The following is an 18653-nucleotide window of genomic DNA, read 5'->3' on the forward strand; positions in this document are numbered from 1 at the left end:
AGCCTAGTGAGCGACGCAGGTCCCCGCATCGATCGAATTGGGGATGGCGGTGGTGGCCAGGTGCTCTCAGCGGTTGGGGGACGACCGCTCGATTCGGCGTACGGTCGCGTGCAGGGCGAGCAGCGTGTAGCCGGCCAGGATCGGCGTGATCAGCGGCAGGATCAGACCGCAGAGGACGGCCACCAGCCCGAGCACCCCGGTCAGCGCGATCGGTACGACCGGTCGGGTTACCGCAGTCCGCCCGGCCTGCCGGACGGCTTCCCGCCAACCCTGCGCGTCCTGCCGACCGAGTTGCACCACGGTCAGCCCGGCGAATCCGGTCACCGCCCCGGCGAGCAGGACGGTGACCACGATCAGCGCCGGGCCACCGGGAACGACACCCCGGCCGAGGGCGAGCAGGTTCACCGTGAACAGGGCGGCGACCCCGGCAGCGATCAGGGTGGCGAGGGCACCGGGCAGCAGGGCGCGTACGAACCCGCGCACGACCGTACGGAATCCCGGCCAGCTCTCGTTCTCGCTCCAGTGGTGCACGGCCGCGCTGGCGGTGGCGACCGCGGCACCCGCGGTCAGCACCGGCAGCGCGGCCACCGTGGTGAGGATGCCGACGAGGGCCAGGTCGCTGGCGTTGCGCAGGGTGTCGCGCCAGTCCGGCCGCCGGGCCACCGACCCGCCCGGCTCCTCCGGCCACCCCGCCCCGCGCCCAGCCACCCCGGTCATCACCCATCACTCCATCCGTACCTCGTGCTCGACGAAATACCTCGCCCACCGACTACCGGCACCGCTCTACCGCGACGAAATACCCCGCCCACCGACTACCGGCACCGCTCTGCCCAACCACCGACCACCCTGCCGTGACCCTCCAATTCATCCCTTCAGACCACTGGTGTTCAGGCCTTCGACCAGCATTCGTTGGAAGGCCACGAAGAAGAGGAAGACCGGTAGCAGGGAGAGTACGGACATCGCGAACATCGGTCCGACCGCGCTCTGGCTGGTCGAGTCGATGAACAGGGTGAGCGCCACCGGCACGGTGTAGTCCTCCAGGTCGGAGAGGTACACCAGTTGCCGGAAGAAGTCGTTCCAGGTCCAGATGAACGAGAAGATCGCCGTGGTGACCAGGGCCGGGCGGCTCAGCGGCAGGATGACGTGCCGGAAGATGCCGAACGGGCTGGCCCCGTCGATCTTCGCCGCCTCGTCCAGTTCGCGCGGGATGCCGCGGATGAACTGGACCATGAGGAAGACGAAGAACGCCTCGGTGGCCAGGAACTGCGGCACCACCAACGGCAGGTACGGCCACGGGCCGCCGACCATGTCGAAGGTCCGGAACAGGATGTACTGCGGCACGATCAGCACGTGACCGGGGAGGAGCAGGGTCCCGATCATGATGGCGAACCAGAAGCCGCGCAGCCGGAACTTCAGCCGGGCGAAGGCGTACGCGGCGAGCAGGCAGGAGACCGCGTTGCCGAGCACGGTGAGCAGGCTGACCATCGCGCTGTTGAGGAAGAACCGGCCGAAGCTGACGTCGAAGTTGCTCCAGCCGTCGGGGTAGTTGCCGGGGGTGAACTCCCGGGGCAGCAGCCCGATGTTGTTGACGATCTCCTCGGGTGACTTGACCGACGTACCGATCATCCAGAACAGCGGGTAGAGCACGACCGCGAGGATCGCGACCAGGATGAGCAGGCGGCCGAGGTGCCGGCCGGTGCCGCTGGGGCGCCGGGTCGGCGTCGACGCCGTTGCCGGGGTCGTGACCACGGCCTCGGTCTGGGTAACCATCAGCGGCCCTCCCCGTCGGAGTAGTGCACCCAGAACCGGCCGGTGCTGAACAGCACGATCGTGATCACCGCGATGGCGAGGAGGAAGACCCAGGCCATCGCCGAGGCGTAGCCCATCTCCAGGTCGACGAAGCCCTTGATGTAGAGGTTGAGCGTGTACATCAGGGTGGAGTCGACCGGCCCACCGGTGCCGTTGCTGAGCACGAACGCGGAGGTGAAGCCCTGGAAACCGTTGATCGTCTCGAGCACCAGGTTGAAGAAGATGACCGGTGAGAGCATCGGCAGGGTGACGCTGAGGAACTGCCGGACCTTGCCTGCGCCGTCCACCGACGCGGCCTCGTACAACTCGGTCGGCACCTGCTTGAGCCCGGCCAGGAAGATCACCATCGGTGCGCCGAACTGCCAGATGGCCAGCACCATCAGGGTTTCCAGGGCCCACTCCGGGTCGTTCACCCAGGGCTTGCCCTCGATCCCGAATAGGCTGAGGAACGAGTTGAACGCACCGTCCCGGTTGAACATGCTGACCCAGACGATGGCCAGCGCCACGCTGCCGCCGAGCAGCGACGGCAGGTAGAACAGGCCGCGGAACAGCCCGACGCCGCGCCAGGCGCGGTTGAGCAGCAGTGCCACGCCGAGGGCGGCGGCCAGCTTCAGCGGTACGGCGATCAGCGCGAACGAGAGCGTCACCTGCACGGCGTGCCAGTACGACGCGTCGCTGGTGAACATCCGTTCGTAGTTGGCCAGCCCGACCCACTCGATTTCCGACCAGGGGGTGAGGATGTCGTAGTTGGTGAAGCTCAGGTAGAGCGACAGAAGCATGGGGACCGCCGTGATGGCCATCAGGCCGATCAACCACGGCGACAGGAAAACGTACCCGGCCAGACCCTCGCGCTGCCAGATCCGTCCGGACCCGCGCTGGTCAGCGGGGGTCCGGACGGGGCCGGTGGCGCGCGGAGTCGAGCTGGGCGCCGTGGTCAGCGCCACGAGCCGGCTCCTCTCCGAGTGGTGCGCCGATCGTCAGGCGATCGCGCTCTTGCAGATCTCCAGGAACGCGCCGGCGGACTGTGACGGTGACTGGCGGTTGTACTGGACCTCTTCGGCCGCCTTGATCAGCTCGGCCCGGATCTTGCTGTGTCCCTTGAGCGGGACCTGGGGGGACTGGCCGAACTTGGTGGCCAGCTCGGTCTCCACGTCGATGGAGAGCTTCATCGCCGGGTCGGTGACCCCCTCGCTGACCGACTTGCGTACGTCCAGGTTGGACGGCAGCCCACGGTCGGTGCCCAGGATCTTGCCCGCCTCCGGGTCGTTGACCAGGAAGTTCAGCACGTCGACCGCGACGTCCTTGTGCTCGCTGCTGCGGGCCACCGAGTAGTAGAGCGAGGCCCGTGCCCACTGTGCGCTCGGGTCACCGGGGTAGGCGACGACGCCCAGATCGTCCTTGGTGGCCTTCTTCAGCTCGGGAAGTTGGTTCGCCCAGACGAACGAGGTCGCGGCCTTGCCGGTGACCACCAACTGCTTGGTGATGTCGGTGGCGTTGCCCTCGTGGATCACGTCGGCGGTCGGGGTGGCACCGCGCTCGCGGGCGCCCTTCCACAGGTCGAACCACTTGGTCACGTCGTCGGCGGTGAAGCCGAGTTCCTTGCCCTTGTACAGGTCCTTGCCCTGCTGGCGCAGCCAGACCCAGAACGCCTTGTAGTCGGCGCTCGGGTCCATGGTGCCGGGGACATTGGCCGTCCTGGAGACGTTCTCCGCCCAGGTGATGAAGTCCGCCCAGCTCATGCCGGTGGTCGGCTCGGGCAGGTTGTGCTTCTGGAGCAGGGTCTTGTTGTAGACCAGCCCCTGGGTGTTCTCACCGCCGGCGATGCCGGCCAGCTTGCCGTCGACGACGCCGTACTGCCAGAGGCTCTCCGGGAGCTTGGTGACGTCGAGCTTCTTGTCGTCCTTGTACTTGGTCAGGTCCAGGGTGACGTTGCGCGACGCGTACTCGGTGAGGAAGTTGTCGTCGATCTGGAAGATGTCCGGCGCGTCACCGCTCGCGGTGAGGGTGGCCAGCTTGTCGAAGTAGCCCTGGTTGGCCTGCCAGGTCTTCTTGAACGTCACGTTGGGGTGCTTGCTGGTGTAGAGGGCGAGGGCGTCCTCGGTGAGCTTGGCCCGCGCCTCACCGCCCCACCAGAAGACCGACAACTCGACCGGTGTGTTCGGGGCGGCGGGACCGTCGTCTTCGTCGCCACCGCAGGCCGCGGTGCCGAAAACGAGCGGTAGGACGATGGCGGCGGCCACCAGACGGTGGATCAGGCCGCGACGGGGGAACGGGGTACGGTGATCGTGCGCGGCACGTTCGTCCGCCATCGGGGGTGTTGCGGGGTGCATGTGCGCTCACTCCTTGGCGTTAGGAGGCGACAGCTTCGGGGTTGACCGCGGCCGCGTTGACCGGGTCCGCAGGGCTGTGCGGGCCCGGGTCAGCGGTTGTGGTGGTGGCCGCGGGGCTGGTCCGGCCGGGAACGGCCGGTGGGCGGGGCCCCGTCGAGTCGCGGATGACCAATTCGGTCTGGAGCATTACCTGTGCGGTGGTACGACGGTCGTCTGCTGCGACGGTCCTGTTGCCACCCCGGTTGCGATGGGCGGCGGCACTGTCGTGTTGGAGCAGCATGTCGACGGCCGTCCGGCCGGCGGCCGCTGTTGGTGTGGCCACCGTCGTCAATTTCGGCCGGACCAGTCGGCTCAGCGCGATGTCGTCTATGCCGACGACGCTGACCTCCTGGGGCACCCGGATCCCGAGCGAGTCGAGCCCTTCCATCAGGCCGATCGCCATCAGGTCGTTGTAGGCGAGGACAGCGGTGACGCCCGCCCGGCGGACCTGTTCCGCGTTGGCGATGCCACCACCCTCGGTGGGCGGGTTGGGGCCGAGCACGGTCAGCGCCGCGTCGGCGGAGCGGGCGGCGGCGGTGGCCGCCCGGCGGATCTCACGGCTGGTCCAGGATCCGCGGGGGCCGCCGAGCAGGGCGAGGTTGTGGTGTCCGAGCCCGGTCAGGTGCTCGATCGCCAGCCTGGCCCCCTGTCCGACGTCCATCACCACCGCCGGTAGTCCGGTCACCTGACGGTTGATCACGACCAGCGGCACCTCGCGGCTGAGCTGCTCGATCAGGCTGTTGCTCATGCGGGGGCTGCAGAGCAGGATGCCGTCGACCTGTTTGGCCAGCGCGTGGACCAGGTCCTCCTCGGCGGCCGGGTCCTCGTTCGTGTCGGCCACGAAGATGTGGTAGTCGCGGTGCCGGGCCTGGCTCTCGGCCGCCTTGATCAGTGGTGGGAAGAACGGGTTCGCGATGTCGGCGACGATCAGGCCGATGTTGTGCGTACGGCCGGTGATCAGCGCGCGGGCCGCGCGGTTGGGTCGGTAGCCGAGGTGCTCGGCGCAGGCCAGCACCCGGAGACGGGTCTCCGGGTTGACCAGGTGCGGGGCGGAGAACGTGCGGGACACGGTGGAGATGTGCACGCCGGAGGCACGCGCGACGTCTCGGATGGTGGCTGGCACGCGAGTCCCTTCGCTCTCCACGCCGGCCGGTGTCCGGTGGCCGACGGTTGTGCTCGTCATCACATTGGGTGTCGCCAATTAATGCAAACGGTTGCTCCGGTGTCAACGGGTCTTGGTTACGGGTTTGTTGCGGCGAGCATCCTTCGATGCCGTCATACCTTCGTAAATCCGGAGAAAATACGCCGGTTTGTTGTCGATCGTTGACGACGAGAGTCCTCACGTGGTTACTTCGGCTGCAAACCTTTGCAGTCACACCGAGGCCACCACCGGCCTTTGGCAGTCACACGGAGGCCGAGCGGGATGTCCACAGAACCCGGAAAACGACTTCGTTACGCCGTCGTCGGCACCGGCGCGCGGGCCGAGATGTTCGTCCGCGCGCTCGTGCTCGACCACCCCGCGACCGCCGAACTGGTCGCGTTCGCCGACGTCAACCAGGCCAGGATGGACGCGCACAACGAGTGGCTGGAGGAACTCGGCTTCGACTCGGTGCCGACGTACCTGGCCGTCGACTACACGACCATGCTCGAGAAGGAACGGGTCGACGTGGTCCTGGTGACCACCGTGGACCGGGTGCACGACGAGTACATCGTGGCCGCGCTGCGCTCCGGTCGTGACGTCATCACCGAGAAGCCGATGACCATCGACGTGCCCCGCTGCCAGCGGATTCTCGACGCGGTGGCCACCACCGGCCGAAAGGTTTCGGTGGCGTTCAACTACCGCTACAACCCGTTGCACGAGAAGGTGCGCGAGGTGCTCGCCGCCGGCGAGATCGGCGAGATCGGCTCGGTCCACTTCGAGTGGCTGCTCGACGTCCGCCACGGCGCCGACTACTTCCGACGCTGGCACCGGGAGAAGGCCAACTCCGGCGGCCTGATGGTGCACAAGGCCAGCCACCACTTCGACCTGGTCAACTGGTGGCTGGACGCGGTGCCGGAGGAGGTCTACGCCTCCGGCCGGCTCTTCTTCTACGGCGAGAACGGCAAGCGCCACGGGTACGCCCGCGACTACGACCGGGCGCACGGCTCCCCGGCCGCCGCCGGTGACCCGTTCGCGCTGCACCTGGCCAGCCACCCCCGCCTGCGGGCGCTCTACCTGGACGCGGAGGCCGAGGACGGCTACCACCGGGACCAGAACGTCTTCGCGCCCGGCGTCACCATCGAGGACGACATGTCGGTGCTGGCCAGGTACTCCAACGGCGCCACCATGACCTACCACCTGACCGCGTACGCGCCCTGGGAGGGCTACCGGGTGATGGTCAACGGGAGCAAGGGGCGGCTGGAACTGGAGGTCGTGGAGAGCGACTTCGTCAGCCCGTACGCGGCCGGTGAACTCAAGGGCGCCGCGCTGCACGGCGTACAGGCCGCGATCGAGGAGGGCTGGGCGAAGCTGACCGTCCGGCCGTTCTGGGAGCAGGCCCGACAGGTGCCGGTGTCCGGCTACACCCGTACCGGTCACGGTGGTGCCGACGTACGGATGACCGGGGTGCTCTTCGGTGGGCACCCCGACCCGATGGACCGTGGTGCCACCGCCCGCGACGGCGCGTTGGCGCTGCTCACCGGCCTGGCGGCGAACCGCTCCTTCGAGACCGGCCAGCCGGTCCGCGTTGCCGACCTGCTCACCATTCCCTGATCACGAGGAGCCCGCTTCCGTGCCCCCACTACCAGGAGCCGACCTGCTCCTCCCGGCCGAGCCCACCCAACGGGCGATCGCGCGGGAGCTGTACGCGTTGGCGAAGGACCAACCGCTGATCTCCCCGCACGGGCACGTCGACCCGGCCATCCTCGCCGAGGACGCTCCGTTCCCCGACCCCGCGCGGCTGATCATCGTCCCTGACCACTACCTGACCCGGATGCTGCTCAGCCAGGGCATCCCCCCGGCCGACCTGGGCGTGCCCACGGTCGACGGGGCGCCGGTGGAGACCGACGGCCGGACCATCTGGCGCCGGTTCGCCGCGAACTGGCACCTCTACCGGGGGACCCCGTCGCGGCTCTGGCTGGAGCAGACGTTCCGCCAGGTCTTCGGGGTCACCACCGCGTTCGGGCCGGTGACCGCCGACGAGATCTACGACGAGATCGCGGCGCGGCTGGCCGAGCCGGCGTTCCGCCCCCGGGCGCTGTTCGAGCGGTTCAACATCGAGACCCTGGCCACCACCGAGTCGCCCCTGGACGACCTGGGCCGGCACGCCAAGCTGGCCGCCGACGGCTGGGGCGGACCGGGCGGACGGGTGATCACCACGTTCCGGCCGGACAACGTGGTCGACATGGAGTTCGACGGCTGGGCCGAGAACGTCGAACGCCTCGGCGCCGTCGCCGGTACGGACACCGCGACGTACGCCGGTTACCTCGAAGCCCTGCGGGTGCGCCGGCAGGCGTTCATCGCGGCCGGGGCGACCTCGTCCGATCACGGCCACCCGACCGCGCTGACCCTGCGGTTGAGCCAGGCCGAGGCGGCCACCCTGTTCGACCGGGGCCGGCTCGGCACCGCCACGCCCGAGGACGCCGAGGCGTTCCGGGCGCACATGCTGGTCGAGTTCGCCGCGATGTCGATCGAGGACGGGCTGGTGATGCAACTGCACCCCGGCGCCGTACGCAACCACAACCGCTGGCTGTACGGCCGGCACGGGCGCGACGTCGGCGGCGACATCCCGCAGGCCACCGAGTACCTGCACGCCCTCACCCCGCTGCTCGACGCGTACGGCAACGATCCCCGGCTGCGGTTGGTCGTCTACACCCTGGACGAGTACACCTTCACCCGCGAGCTGGCCCCGCTGGCCGGCGGTTACGCCGCGCTCTACCTGGGCGCGCCGTGGTGGTTCCTGGACTCGCCCGAGGTGCTGCGCCGGTTCCGCGAGGCGGTCACGGAGAGCGCCGGCTTCTACAACACCGCCGGTTTTGTCGACGACACCCGCGCGTTCTGCTCCATCCCGGTACGCCACGACGTGTCCCGCCGGATCGACGCCGGCTTCCTGGCCCGGCTGGTCGCCGAGGAGCGGCTGCCGCTGGACGAGGCCGCCGAGACGATCGTCGACCTGGCGTACCACCTGCCCAAGCGGGTCTTCAAGATCGGGGAGAAGCTGCAATGACGGTGACCATCACCGCCGCCGAGGTGCACGACGTACGGTTCCCGACCGCGGCGGCCGGCGACGGCTCGGACGCGATCAACCGGGGCGACTACTCGGCCAGTTACGTCGAGCTGCGCACCGACGACCCGAGCGGGGTCTTCGGCGCCGGGTTCACCTTCACCAACGGTCGAGGCAACGAGCTGACCTGCGGTGCCATCCGAGCGCTCGCCCACCACGTGGTCGGCCGTACGGTGGAGGAGATCTTCACCGATCCGGTGACGTTCTGGCGCTCGCTCAGCGCGGACGTGCAGTTGCGCTGGCTCGGCCCGGAGAAGGGCGTCATCCACATGGCGACCGGCGCCCTGGTCAACGCCGTCTGGGACCTGCGGGCCAAGCTCGCCGGCAAGCCGATGTGGCGCCTGCTGGCCGAGCTGCCGACGGAGGAACTCGTCGCCAGCATCGACTTCCACCACATCAGCGACGCCATCACCCCGGCCGACGCTACCGCCATCCTCGACAACGGACTCGTCGGGTTGAAGGAGCGGCTCGCCGAGCTGGAGGAGAGTGGCTTCCCGTCGTACACGACGTCGGTCGGGTGGCTCGGTTACCCGGACGAGAAGGTGCGGGCGCTGACCCGGGCGGCGTACGCCGACGGGTGGCGGGCGATGAAGATGAAGGTCGGCGGCCCGATCGAGGACGACGTAAGGCGGGCCCGGATCATCCGGGAGGAGATCGGCCCGGACGCGCTGCTGATGATGGACGCCAACCAGGTCTGGGACGTGGACGAGGCGATCGCCAACATGGAGCGGCTGGCCGAGGTGGAGCCGTACTGGATCGAGGAGCCGACGCACGCGGACGACGTACTCGGGCATGCCCGGATCGCCCGCGCGGTGGCACCGGTACGGGTGGCCACCGGCGAGGTGGCGGCGAACCGGGTCATCTTCAAGCAGCTGCTCCAGGCCGAGGCGATCCGGGTCTGCCAGATCGACGCCTGCCGGGTCGGCGGGGTCAACGAGGTCCTCTCGGTGATCCTGATGGCGGCCAAGTTCGGGGTGCCGATCTGCCCGCACGCCGGTGGGGTCGGCCTCTGCGAGTACGTCCAACACCTGGCGATCTTCGACTACCTGCGGGTCGGCACCTCGCTCGACGGCCGCATGGTCGAGTACGTCGACCACCTGCACGAGCACTTCGAGGACCCGGTACGCACCCGCGAGGGCCGTTACCTGCTGCCGGAACTGCCCGGTTACAGCGCGACGATCAAGCCCGCCTCGATCGCCGAGTTCAGCTTCCCGGACGGCCCGGCATGGCGGTGACCGTCGGCGCGTCGCCGCTGGGGCTCGGTGCCCTGCGCCGGCTGCCGTCCGCTGCCCGCCCGCTGGTCCGGCCCGGTACGGTGCCGGCCGGCATCGTGCACCTCGGCCTCGGCGCGTTCCACCGGGCCCACCAGGCGGTCTACACCGAGCAGGCGGTCGCGCGGGGCGGTGGCGACTGGGGCATCGTCGGGGTGGCGCCGCGCAGCACCGAGGTGGTGAACCAACTCGCCGCGCAGGACTGCCTGTTCAGCGTCACCACCCTCTCCGGCGCCGGCAGCGAGACCCAGGTGATCGGGGCGCTCGCCGGGGTACGGCACGCGCCCAGCGATCCGGGCGCGATCGTGGCCCTGCTGGCCGATCCGGCGATCCGGATGGTCACGCTCACCGTGACGGAGAAGGCGTACCAGCTCGATCCGGCCAGTGGCCGGTTCAGCCCGGACGCCGAGGTGACCGCCGACCTGACCACCGACCGGGACCCCCGTACGGTTCCCGGGCTGCTGGTCCGTGGCCTGCTCGCCCGAGCGGTCGCCGATGCCGGTCCGCTGGCCCTGGTGAGCTGCGACAACCTGCCGTCGAACGGCAAGCGGCTGCACAGCCTGGTCGGCCAGGCGCTGGCGATGCTGGCCGAGGCGGCAGGTGGGCGCAACGGGGCCAACGGGGCACGGGCGGAGCGGATCGCCGACTGGCTGCGTACGAACGTGACGTATCCGGGGACCATGGTGGACCGGATCGTCCCGGCGAGCACGGCGGAGACGTTCGCCGCCGCGCAGTCCGCGCTGGGCTTCACCGACCTGGCCGCGGTGGCGGCGGAGCCGTACCGGCAGTGGGTGATCGAGGACGACTTCCCCGGTGGCCGTCCGGCCTGGGAGCAGGCGGGGGCGGTGCTGACCGACGACGCCGGACCGTGGGAGCGACTGAAGCTGCGGGCGCTCAACGGGGTGCATTCGGCCACGGCGTACCTGGGTGCGCTCGCCGGGCGGGAGACGATCGCCGACGCGCTGGAGATCCCGTACCTGCGTGAGGTGCTGCGTCGGCTGATCGCCGAGGACGTGGCGCGCAGTTTCAGCCCGCCGGACGGGGTGTCGGTGGTCGACTACGGTGAACAGGCGCTGGCCCGGTTCGCCAACCCGGTGATCCGCCACCGGACCATCCAGGTGGCGATGGACGGTTCGCAGAAGCTGCCGCAGCGGATGCTGCACACCCTGGTCGACCTGCGGGCCGCCGGACACTCACCCCGGTACGCGGCACTGGCGGTCGCCGCCTGGATGCGGTTCGTCCAGGGGCGTGCCGACGACGGCACCCCGCTGCCGTTGGACGACCCGCTCGCCGACCGGATCCGGGCGGCGTTGGCCGCCGGGAAGGACACCCCGGCCGGGGTGGTCGACTCGCTGTTCGCGCTGACCGAGGTCTTCCCGGCCGAACTCGCCGCCGACGAGGTGGTCCGCGAACTGGTGCTGGAGTGGTTGACCGCGCTCGACCGGCACGGGGTCGAGGCGACCCTGGCGGGTGCGAGATGACCGGGGTCGCCCACGGTCAGGTGCCAGGACGGGTGCGGGCCGCCGAAGAAAGCCTCGCGGACCGGCGAGGCGGGACGGGATCCGGGCCGCCCCGAGTGGCGTTGATCGGTGCCAGCGGCCACGGCCGCTGGCACCGGCAGGTCATCGCCGAACTGGGCGGTGCCGGTCGGCTGGAACTGGTCGCCCTGGTCGACGTACGGCCGGTCGAGCCGTTGCCGGACGCGGAGACCGCCGAGACCTCGGCGGTCTTCACCGACCACCGGGAGATGCTCCGGACCGTCCGCCCGGACGTGGTGGTCGTGTGTACGCCGCCGCACACCCACCTGCCGATCGCCCTGGACGTGCTCGCGTCCGGGGCCGATCTGCTGCTGGAGAAGCCACCGGTGCTCGGTACGCACGAGCACCGGGCCCTGTCGATGGCCCGTGCCGCCAGTGGCCGGCCGATCCAGGTCGGCTTCCAGGCGCTCGGCTCGGCGGCCCTGGCGGAACTGCTCGCCGCCGTCGCCGACGGCCGCCTCGGTACGGTCACCGGCATCGCCACGGTCGCCTCCTGGCAACGTACCGACGCCTACTACGCCCGGTCCCCGTGGGCCGGGCGGCGCAGCCTCAACGGGCATCCGGTGCTCGACGGCGCGCTGGTCAACCCGCTGGCGCACGCGGTCATGCAGTGTCTGGCGGTGGCCGCCGCCGTGCCGTCCCGGCTCGGTGTGCGGGGAGGCGATCCGATCGCGGTCGAGCTGGAGCGGTACCGGACCCGGCCGATCGAGGTGGACGACACCGCCTCGCTGCGGGTGACGCTCCGCTCCGGTCTGCCGGTGGTGGCGGCGGTGACCCTGGCCGGGGAGGAGTTCATCCCCGGTGAGGTGATCGTGCGCGGCACGGCGGGTCGGGCGGTGCTGGAGTATCCGACCGACCGGCTGCTGTTGCCCGGCGACCCGGAGCCCCGCGAGGTGCCCGGTCGGGTGGGCCTGTTGGCGAACCTGCTGGACCACCGGGAGGACCCGGAAGGGGTGCCGCTGATCGTGCCGCTGGACCGTACGGAGGGTTTCACCGCGCTGATCGAGGCGATCCACGCGGCCCCCGAGCCGACCCTGCTGGGCGGCGGGAACGTGCTCGGTACGGGCGAACCGCCGGACAGGGTGTGGTCGATCCGGGGTGTGAACGGGGTGCTGCGGCAGGCCGCCGAGTCGGGTGCGCTGCTGCACGAGTTGGGCGTGCCGTGGGCGGTCAAGCCGTACCGGGTGGCGCTGGGCGAGGAGACGGGCAATGGCTGAGCCGCGTACGGAAAACCGGCTGCAAATTATTGGGACAGCCGTGCGGTAGGAATCGGACCGAATACCCACTTCTCGGCCAGCGGGCGGCCGAGACAATTAATATTGCCTCCATTCCCTGCAACATAACTGCACACGTAGCACATTGACTCATGTGACTGCGTTTCCTTACCGTCTGTTTGTGAACAGGTTTCGTGCGCGTTACGGAACCGGAAATCGACAGGCAGACGCGGAGAGTGCAGATGCGACTGATCAGGTTGACCGCCGTACTGGTGGGGATCTCGCTCGCGGTAGTGCCGGGAACGGCCGTAACCGCAGGTGGATCACATGACCGACTGTCCTGGGGAGCCCGTCTGCTGGGCCGGCAGGCACTGCCGGTGAATGACGGCTGGGCCGCCGCCGGACCTGGTACGACCGGCGGTTCCGCCGCCACCGAGGACCAGATCCACGTGGTGGACAGCCGTACCGAACTGGTGGCCGCGCTCGGTGGCGACAATGCCACCAACCGGAGCAACGCCACCCCGAAGATAATCTACGTCCAGGGTTCGATCGACGGTTACGAAGCCGCCGACGGAACGCTCCTGGACTGCGCCGACCTGGCCGATCCGGAATACAGCCTGCCCGCCTATCTGGCCGCGTACGACCCGGCGGTGTGGGGGCGGGTGGCACCGAGCGGGCCGGTCGAGGCGGCCCGGGTGCGGTCGGTGGCGAACCAGACCCGACAGACCCAGATCAACGTGGGGCCGAACACCACCATCATCGGGCTGCGGGGTGCCACGCTCGCCGGGCTGACCCTGATGCTCGACGGGGCCAGCAACTCCATCGTCCGCAACCTCACCTTCGACGACGCCCGCGACTGCTTTCCGGCCTGGGCGCCGACCGACGGCGAGAACGGCAACTGGAACTCCCAGTTCGACCAGGTCTCGGTACGCCGCAGCGAGAACGTCTGGGTCGACCACAGCACCTTCACCGACGGCGACAACCCGGACTCGGCGCAGCCGGTCTACTTCGGTCGGCCGTACCAGGTGCACGACGGTTCGCTGGACATCACCCACACCGCCAGCCGGGTCACCGTCTCCTACAACCGGTTCACCGGCCGGGACAAGGTGATGCTGATCGGCTCGTCGAACACGGTCGGCCCGGACGTGGGCCGGCTCAACGTCACCCTGCACCACAACCTGTTCGCCGGCACCCTCCAGCGCCTGCCCCGGGTGCGGTTCGGCCAGGTCGACCTCTACAACAACCACTACCAGCTCGCCGGCGGCGACTTCCAGTACGCGCTCGGCGTCGGCGTCCAGTCGGCCCTCTACGCGGAGAACAACTTCTTCGCCGTCGCCGACGGGATCGCGCCGGAGGATCTGCTCTACGACTGGGGCGGCACCGCGCTCACCGAGCGCGGTAGTTGGGTCCGTACCGATGGGGGTTGGCCCCGGCCGACCAGCCTGCTCGACGCCTACAACAGCACCCACGACCCGGACCTGGGCGCGGACGCCGGCTGGACCCCCACCCTGCGCGCCACCCCGCCCCTGCCCACCGCGTTGGTTCCGTTGGCCGTCCAGCTCCTGGCCGGCGCCAACCGCCTACCCGTCTGACCCGGTGGGAAGGGCCCGCCCGTCCCGCGGGCCCTTCCCACCACCCGAACCCGTCCCACCCCGAACCCGTTTCACCCCCAACCCTGTTCCACCACCACAGGAGGCCCACTGTGAAATCGATCCGGACCCGGGGACGACCGACCTGGCGTGTGCTCGCCGCGACGGTCGCCGCCGGCACCCTCAGCGTCGCCGCGGTCACCTTCGGGATGCCGTACGCGTTCGCCGACACGCTGCTGTCGGACACCTTCGAGGACGGCAACTCCAACGGCTGGTCGAAGTCCGGCGGTAGCTGGTCGGTGGTGACCGACGGCTCGCTGGTCTACCGCCAGTCCGGGCAGAGCAGCGACGCCCGCACCCTGGTCGGCCAGCCGAGCTGGGGCGACTACGGCGTCCAGGCGCGGGTGAAGCCGACCGGCTTCAACGGCGCCAACCGGCACGTCGGCGTGGTCGCCCGTGCCCAGAGCAGCAGCAGCTACTACGCCCTCGTGGTGACCAGCGGCGGCGCGGTGCAACTGGTCAAGCGGGCCGGCGGCGACCCGGTCGCGCTCGGCACCGGCTCGGCCGCGGTGCCGGTCGGCACCTGGGCGACCCTGCGGCTGGACGCCGTCGGCAGCTCACTGCGCGGGTACGTCAACGGCAACCTGGCGGTCCAGGCCACCGACACCGGCTTCAGCTCCGGCCGGGCCGGGCTTGCCACCTCGTACGCCAGCGCCTCGTTCGACGACGTCGAGGTGGCGACGGTGACCGGCCCGCCGCCGACGACCGGCCCGACCACCGGCCCTACCCTGCCGCCGACCGAGCCGCCGCTCGATCCGGGCGCCCCGCCGATCGGCTTCGCGTCGGTCAACGCGCTCGGCCAGAACGGCACCACCGGTGGGGCCGGCGGCCCGACCGTCACCGTCGACACCCCGGCCGAGCTGCTGGCCGCGATCGCCCAGTCGGGACCGCTCAACATCCGGGTCAGCGGCATGATCGCGCTGCCCGGACCGATGCACGACGTGACCTCGGACAAGACCATCGTCGGTGTCGGGGCCAGCTCCGGGATCACCGGCGGTGGGCTCAACATCGGCATCCCGGTCAGCAACGCGACCAGTCCGCCCGCCGACGCGGTGCACAACGTCATCGTCCGGAACCTGAACTTCCGCAACACCGTGGACGACGCGATCAACGTGCAGATGTTCACCCACCACGTGTGGATCGACCACAACGACCTGTCGCTCGGTTACGACGGTCTGATCGACATCAAGCGGGGGGCCAGCTACGTCACGGTCTCCTGGAACCACACCCACCACCACACGAAGAACATGCTGCTCGGCCACGACGACAGCAACGCGGCCCAGGACGTCGGTTACCTGAAGGTGACGTACCACAACAACTGGTTCGACCGTACGCCGCAGCGCAATCCGCGGGTCCGGTTCGGTGAGCCGGTGCACGTGTTCAACAACTACTTCGTCTACAACACCGACGTCGGTGTCGCCTGCCAGCTCAACTCCGGCTGCGTTGTCGAGGGCAACTACTTCGAGGACGTCGAGGTGCCCTGGTCGGTCAGTTACGCCGGATCACGGGGCCGTCTGGTGGCCCGCAACAACGTACTCGCGGGCACGAGCGAGCCGGGTGACTCCGGCGGCACGGTGCAGGAACCGAGCACGTACTACAGCTACACGGTCACCGATCCGAACAACATCAAGGCGGTCGTGACGGCCGGTTCCGGCACGGGCAAGATCGGCCTCTGACGGCCGTCGGGGTCGGCCGCCGCCGTACGGCGGCCGAACCCTCCGGTGCGCGCCGGGAGCGGTACGGGCGAGTCGGCCCGGTTCTCCCGCATCCCTCCCGGCGTGGCGCCGATCGATCCGAGTGGGCCAGGGACGGCACTTTTCCCAAGGGCGAACCCTGCCCACAAAGATCGAAAGTTATCGATCTATCTGCCTACCTGGGCGGATAGCCACCAAGGAGGTTCAGTGACAACCACAGAAACCCGGCGCAGGCATCGCCGCGGTCTCCTGATCGCGGTCGGCGCGGCAGTCGCCGCGGTCGCCCTGGCGCTCGGCATGGGCGCCACCGCCTACGCCGCGACACTCTTCTCCGACGACTTCGAGGACGGCAACTCCACCGGCTGGACACCCTCGGGCGGAAGCTGGTCGGTCGCCACCGACGGCTCCAGGGTCTACCGGCAGAGCGGCACCAGCAGCGACGCCCGCTCCATCGCCGGTACGGCGAGCTGGACCAACTACTCGGTCCAGGCGACCGTCAAGCCGACCGCCTTCAACGGGTCCAACCGGTTCGTCGCCCTGCTCGGCCGGGTGCAGAGCAGCACCAGCTACTACTACCTGGCCCTGCGCAGCAACAACACGGTCGAGCTGAAGCGACTCTCCGGCGGCTCCTCCACCACCCTCGACACGGGCAGCGTGACGGTCAGCGTCGGCACCACGTACACGCTCCGGCTCGACGTCAACGGCAGCTCGCTGCGGGGGTACGTCAACGGCACCCTGCTCACCGAGGGCACCGACAGCCAGTACGCCACCGGCCGGATCGGCGTCGCCACCTTCAACGCCTCGGCGAACTTCGACAACGTCGTGGTCTCCTCCGGCGGAAGTGACCCGACGCCGACCCCGACCAACCCGACCCCGACCCCGACCACGCCGACTCCGACCCCGCCCGGCAACCCGGGCAGCAACGTCGCCGACGGCTGGGCCTCGGTCGACGCGTGGGGCCAGAACGGCACCACCGGTGGTGCGGGCGGCCCGACCGTCACCGTCACCACCGCCTCCCAGTTCATCACCGAGGCGGCCTCGACCGGACCGAAGATCATCCAGGTCAGCGGCCTGATCGCGCTGCCCGGACCGATGCACGAGGTCACCTCCGACAAGACCATCGTCGGCCTCGGGGCGAACTCCGGCTTCACCGGCGGTGGGCTCAACATCGGCCTGCCGATCGACAACGCGATCACCGCACCCCCGGCGAACGCCGTACACAACGTCATCCTGCGCAACCTGAACTTCCGGGACTGGGCGGACGATGCGGTCAACGTGCAGATGTTCTCGCACCACATCTGGATCGACCACAACACCTGGACCACCGGGTTCGACGGCGGCGTCGACGTCAAGCGCGGCTCGTCGTACGTGACGATCTCGTACAACCACGCCGACGGCACCGACAAGAACATGCTGCTCGGCCACGACGACGGCAACGCCGCCCAGGACACCGGCCGGCTGAAGGTCAGCTACCACCACAACTTCTTCGACAACACCAACCAGCGCAACCCCCGGGTCCGCTTCGGCGACCAGGTGCACGTCTACAGCAACTACTACCTGAACACCGGCAACTACGGGGTGGCCGCCACCGAGGACTCCGGCGTCATCGTCGAGGACAACTACTTCGAGAACGTCGACGACCCGTACCACCTGGGTGAGGCGTCCTCCGGGGACGGGCGACTGGTCGCCCGGAACAACTGCCTGGTCAACTCCGGTGCCGGCGAGACCGGCGGCAGCGTCACCAACCCGCCGTACCCGTACACGATCGGCACCGCCTGCGACACCAAGGCCACGGTGACCGCGCAGGCCGGGGTCGGCAAGGTCGGCCTGCCCGGCGGCCCGACCAACCCGCCCGCCACCACCCCGCCGGCCACCACGCCCCCGGCGACCACCCCGCCGGCCACCACACCCCCGCCGACCGGGCCGCCGCAGACCGGCCTGATCGGCTGGGCCGCGCAGAACGGTGGCACCACCGGCGGTGCCGGCGGCTCGACCGTCACGGTGACCACCGGGCAGGCGCTCGCCGACGCCCTGGAGTCGTCGTCACCGCTGATCATCCGGGTGCAGGGCTCGCTGAGCTTGCCCGACACCATGAACGACGTCCGGTCGAACAAGACCGTGCTCGGCGTCGGCACCAACGCGACCCTGGACAACGGGCTGAACGTCAGCTCCGCGACCAACGTCATCATCCGCAACCTCACCTTCCGGGGCTGGGACGACGACGCGATCAACGTGCAGGGCTCGCGCAACGTCTGGATCGACCACAACACCTTCGACAGCGGCTACGACGGCGCGGTCGACGTGAAGCGGGAGTCGGACTTCGTCACCGTCTCCTGGAACCGGGTCGTGAACCACACCAAGAGCATGCTGCTCGGCCACGACGACGGGCACACCGCCGACATCGGCCACCTGCGGGTGACGTACCACCACAACTGGTTCGACGGCAGCAAGGAACGGCACCCCCGGGTGCGTTTCGGCGACCCGGTGCACGTGTTCAACAACTACTACTTCGGCGCTGACTACGGCGTCGCGTCCACCATGGGCGCGGGCGTCCTGGTCGAGGGCAACTACTTCGAAAACGTCACCCGGCCGACCGCCGTCGGTTATGCCGAATCGGACCCGGGTGACCTGGTCCAGCGCAACAACTTCTTCGTCAACTCCGGTGCCCCGGAGAGCGCGGGCGACGTAGCGGCCATTCCGTACGCGTACAGCACGGACGCGGCGGCGAACGTCAAGTCGATCGTCACCGCGGGCGCGGGCGCCGGTCGCATCAACCCCTGACCCACCAAACCCGTCCCCATACCGGCGGGGCGGCGGCCGCAATCCGTCGCCCCGCCACCCAACAAC

Annotated in this window: 13 protein-coding genes; 8 read left to right on the top strand and 5 right to left on the bottom strand. The window is 69.6% G+C overall.

What is annotated here, in order from left to right; all coding sequences use genetic code 11:
* Nucleotides 1-66: 66 nt before the first annotated feature.
* The 5 genes from OIE47_RS15660 to OIE47_RS15680 all read right to left on the bottom strand — a co-directional run bounded on the left by OIE47_RS15660 (nt 67) and on the right by OIE47_RS15680 (nt 5301).
* A complete protein-coding gene (locus OIE47_RS15660; protein ID WP_326562225.1) occupies nt 67-717 on the bottom strand; it encodes a DUF624 domain-containing protein in 651 nt (216 codons plus the stop codon).
* 147 nt (nt 718-864) lie between these two features.
* Nucleotides 865-1770 carry a carbohydrate ABC transporter permease gene (locus OIE47_RS15665; protein WP_442792099.1) on the bottom strand — a complete coding sequence of 302 codons (906 nt, stop codon included), beginning with the start codon at nt 1768-1770 and terminating at the stop codon, nt 865-867.
* A complete protein-coding gene (locus tag OIE47_RS15670) occupies nt 1770-2753 on the bottom strand; it encodes a carbohydrate ABC transporter permease (RefSeq protein ID WP_326562226.1) in 984 nt (327 codons plus the stop codon). The genes OIE47_RS15665 and OIE47_RS15670 overlap by 1 nt, the downstream gene beginning before the upstream one ends.
* 33 nt (nt 2754-2786) lie before the next feature.
* Nucleotides 2787-4139 (bottom strand): ABC transporter substrate-binding protein, encoded by a 1353-nt coding sequence (locus OIE47_RS15675; protein WP_326562227.1) that lies wholly within the window; start codon nt 4137-4139, stop codon nt 2787-2789.
* Nucleotides 4140-4158: 19 nt separating this feature from the next.
* A complete protein-coding gene (locus OIE47_RS15680; protein ID WP_326562228.1) occupies nt 4159-5301 on the bottom strand; it encodes a LacI family DNA-binding transcriptional regulator in 1143 nt (380 codons plus the stop codon).
* Between the two features lie 300 nt (nt 5302-5601).
* Between OIE47_RS15680 and OIE47_RS15685 the strand changes: the two genes are divergently transcribed.
* From OIE47_RS15685 to OIE47_RS15720, 8 genes are all read left to right on the top strand, one after another.
* Nucleotides 5602-6930, top strand: coding sequence for a Gfo/Idh/MocA family protein (locus OIE47_RS15685; RefSeq protein ID WP_326562229.1), 1329 nt, complete (start codon nt 5602-5604; stop codon nt 6928-6930).
* A gap of 19 nt (nt 6931-6949) precedes the next feature.
* On the top strand, nt 6950-8383 hold the full coding sequence (gene uxaC, locus OIE47_RS15690) for a glucuronate isomerase (protein WP_326562230.1): 1434 nt from the start codon (nt 6950-6952) through the stop codon (nt 8381-8383).
* Nucleotides 8380-9675, top strand: a complete 1296-nt coding sequence (locus tag OIE47_RS15695; RefSeq protein WP_326562231.1) for an enolase C-terminal domain-like protein — start codon at nt 8380-8382, stop codon at nt 9673-9675. Before uxaC ends, OIE47_RS15695 begins: the two co-directional genes overlap by 4 nt.
* The gene (locus OIE47_RS15700; protein WP_326562232.1) at nt 9666-11192 is read left to right on the top strand and encodes a mannitol dehydrogenase family protein; all 1527 of its coding nucleotides are present in this window, start codon (nt 9666-9668) and stop codon (nt 11190-11192) included. Before OIE47_RS15695 ends, OIE47_RS15700 begins: the two co-directional genes overlap by 10 nt.
* Nucleotides 11189-12466 carry a Gfo/Idh/MocA family protein gene (locus OIE47_RS15705; RefSeq protein WP_326562233.1) on the top strand — a complete coding sequence of 426 codons (1278 nt, stop codon included), beginning with the start codon at nt 11189-11191 and terminating at the stop codon, nt 12464-12466. Before OIE47_RS15700 ends, OIE47_RS15705 begins: the two co-directional genes overlap by 4 nt.
* A 239-nt stretch (nt 12467-12705) precedes the next feature.
* On the top strand, nt 12706-14055 hold the full coding sequence (locus tag OIE47_RS15710) for a pectate lyase family protein (protein ID WP_326562234.1): 1350 nt from the start codon (nt 12706-12708) through the stop codon (nt 14053-14055).
* A gap of 110 nt (nt 14056-14165) precedes the next feature.
* Complete coding sequence (locus OIE47_RS15715) at nt 14166-15788, top strand: pectate lyase family protein (protein ID WP_326562235.1); 1623 nt, start codon at nt 14166-14168, stop codon at nt 15786-15788.
* Nucleotides 15789-16013: 225 nt separating this feature from the next.
* Entirely contained in the window at nt 16014-18587 is a 2574-nt protein-coding gene (locus OIE47_RS15720) for a pectate lyase family protein (protein ID WP_326562236.1), read from the top strand.
* Nucleotides 18588-18653 lie beyond the last annotated feature (66 nt).

It is taken from the genome of Micromonospora sp. NBC_01796, from assembly GCF_035917455.1.
Classification (GTDB): Bacteria; Actinomycetota; Actinomycetes; order Mycobacteriales; family Micromonosporaceae; genus Micromonospora_G.

Excerpts from the sequence above, each read along its gene's own strand:
- OIE47_RS15695 (WP_326562231.1), top strand. The coding sequence starts at position 8,380 with ATGACGGTGACCATCACCGCCGCCGAGGTGCACGACGTACGGTTCCCG.
- OIE47_RS15705 (WP_326562233.1), top strand. The coding sequence starts at position 11,189 with ATGACCGGGGTCGCCCACGGTCAGGTGCCAGGACGGGTGCGGGCCGCC.
- OIE47_RS15675 (WP_326562227.1), bottom strand. The coding sequence starts at position 4,139 with ATGCACCCCGCAACACCCCCGATGGCGGACGAACGTGCCGCGCACGAT.
- OIE47_RS15700 (WP_326562232.1), top strand. The coding sequence starts at position 9,666 with ATGGCGGTGACCGTCGGCGCGTCGCCGCTGGGGCTCGGTGCCCTGCGC.
- OIE47_RS15710 (WP_326562234.1), top strand. The coding sequence starts at position 12,706 with ATGCGACTGATCAGGTTGACCGCCGTACTGGTGGGGATCTCGCTCGCG.
- OIE47_RS15665 (WP_442792099.1), bottom strand. The coding sequence starts at position 1,770 with ATGGTTACCCAGACCGAGGCCGTGGTCACGACCCCGGCAACGGCGTCG.
- OIE47_RS15685 (WP_326562229.1), top strand. The coding sequence starts at position 5,602 with ATGTCCACAGAACCCGGAAAACGACTTCGTTACGCCGTCGTCGGCACC.
- OIE47_RS15660 (WP_326562225.1), bottom strand. The coding sequence starts at position 717 with ATGACCGGGGTGGCTGGGCGCGGGGCGGGGTGGCCGGAGGAGCCGGGC.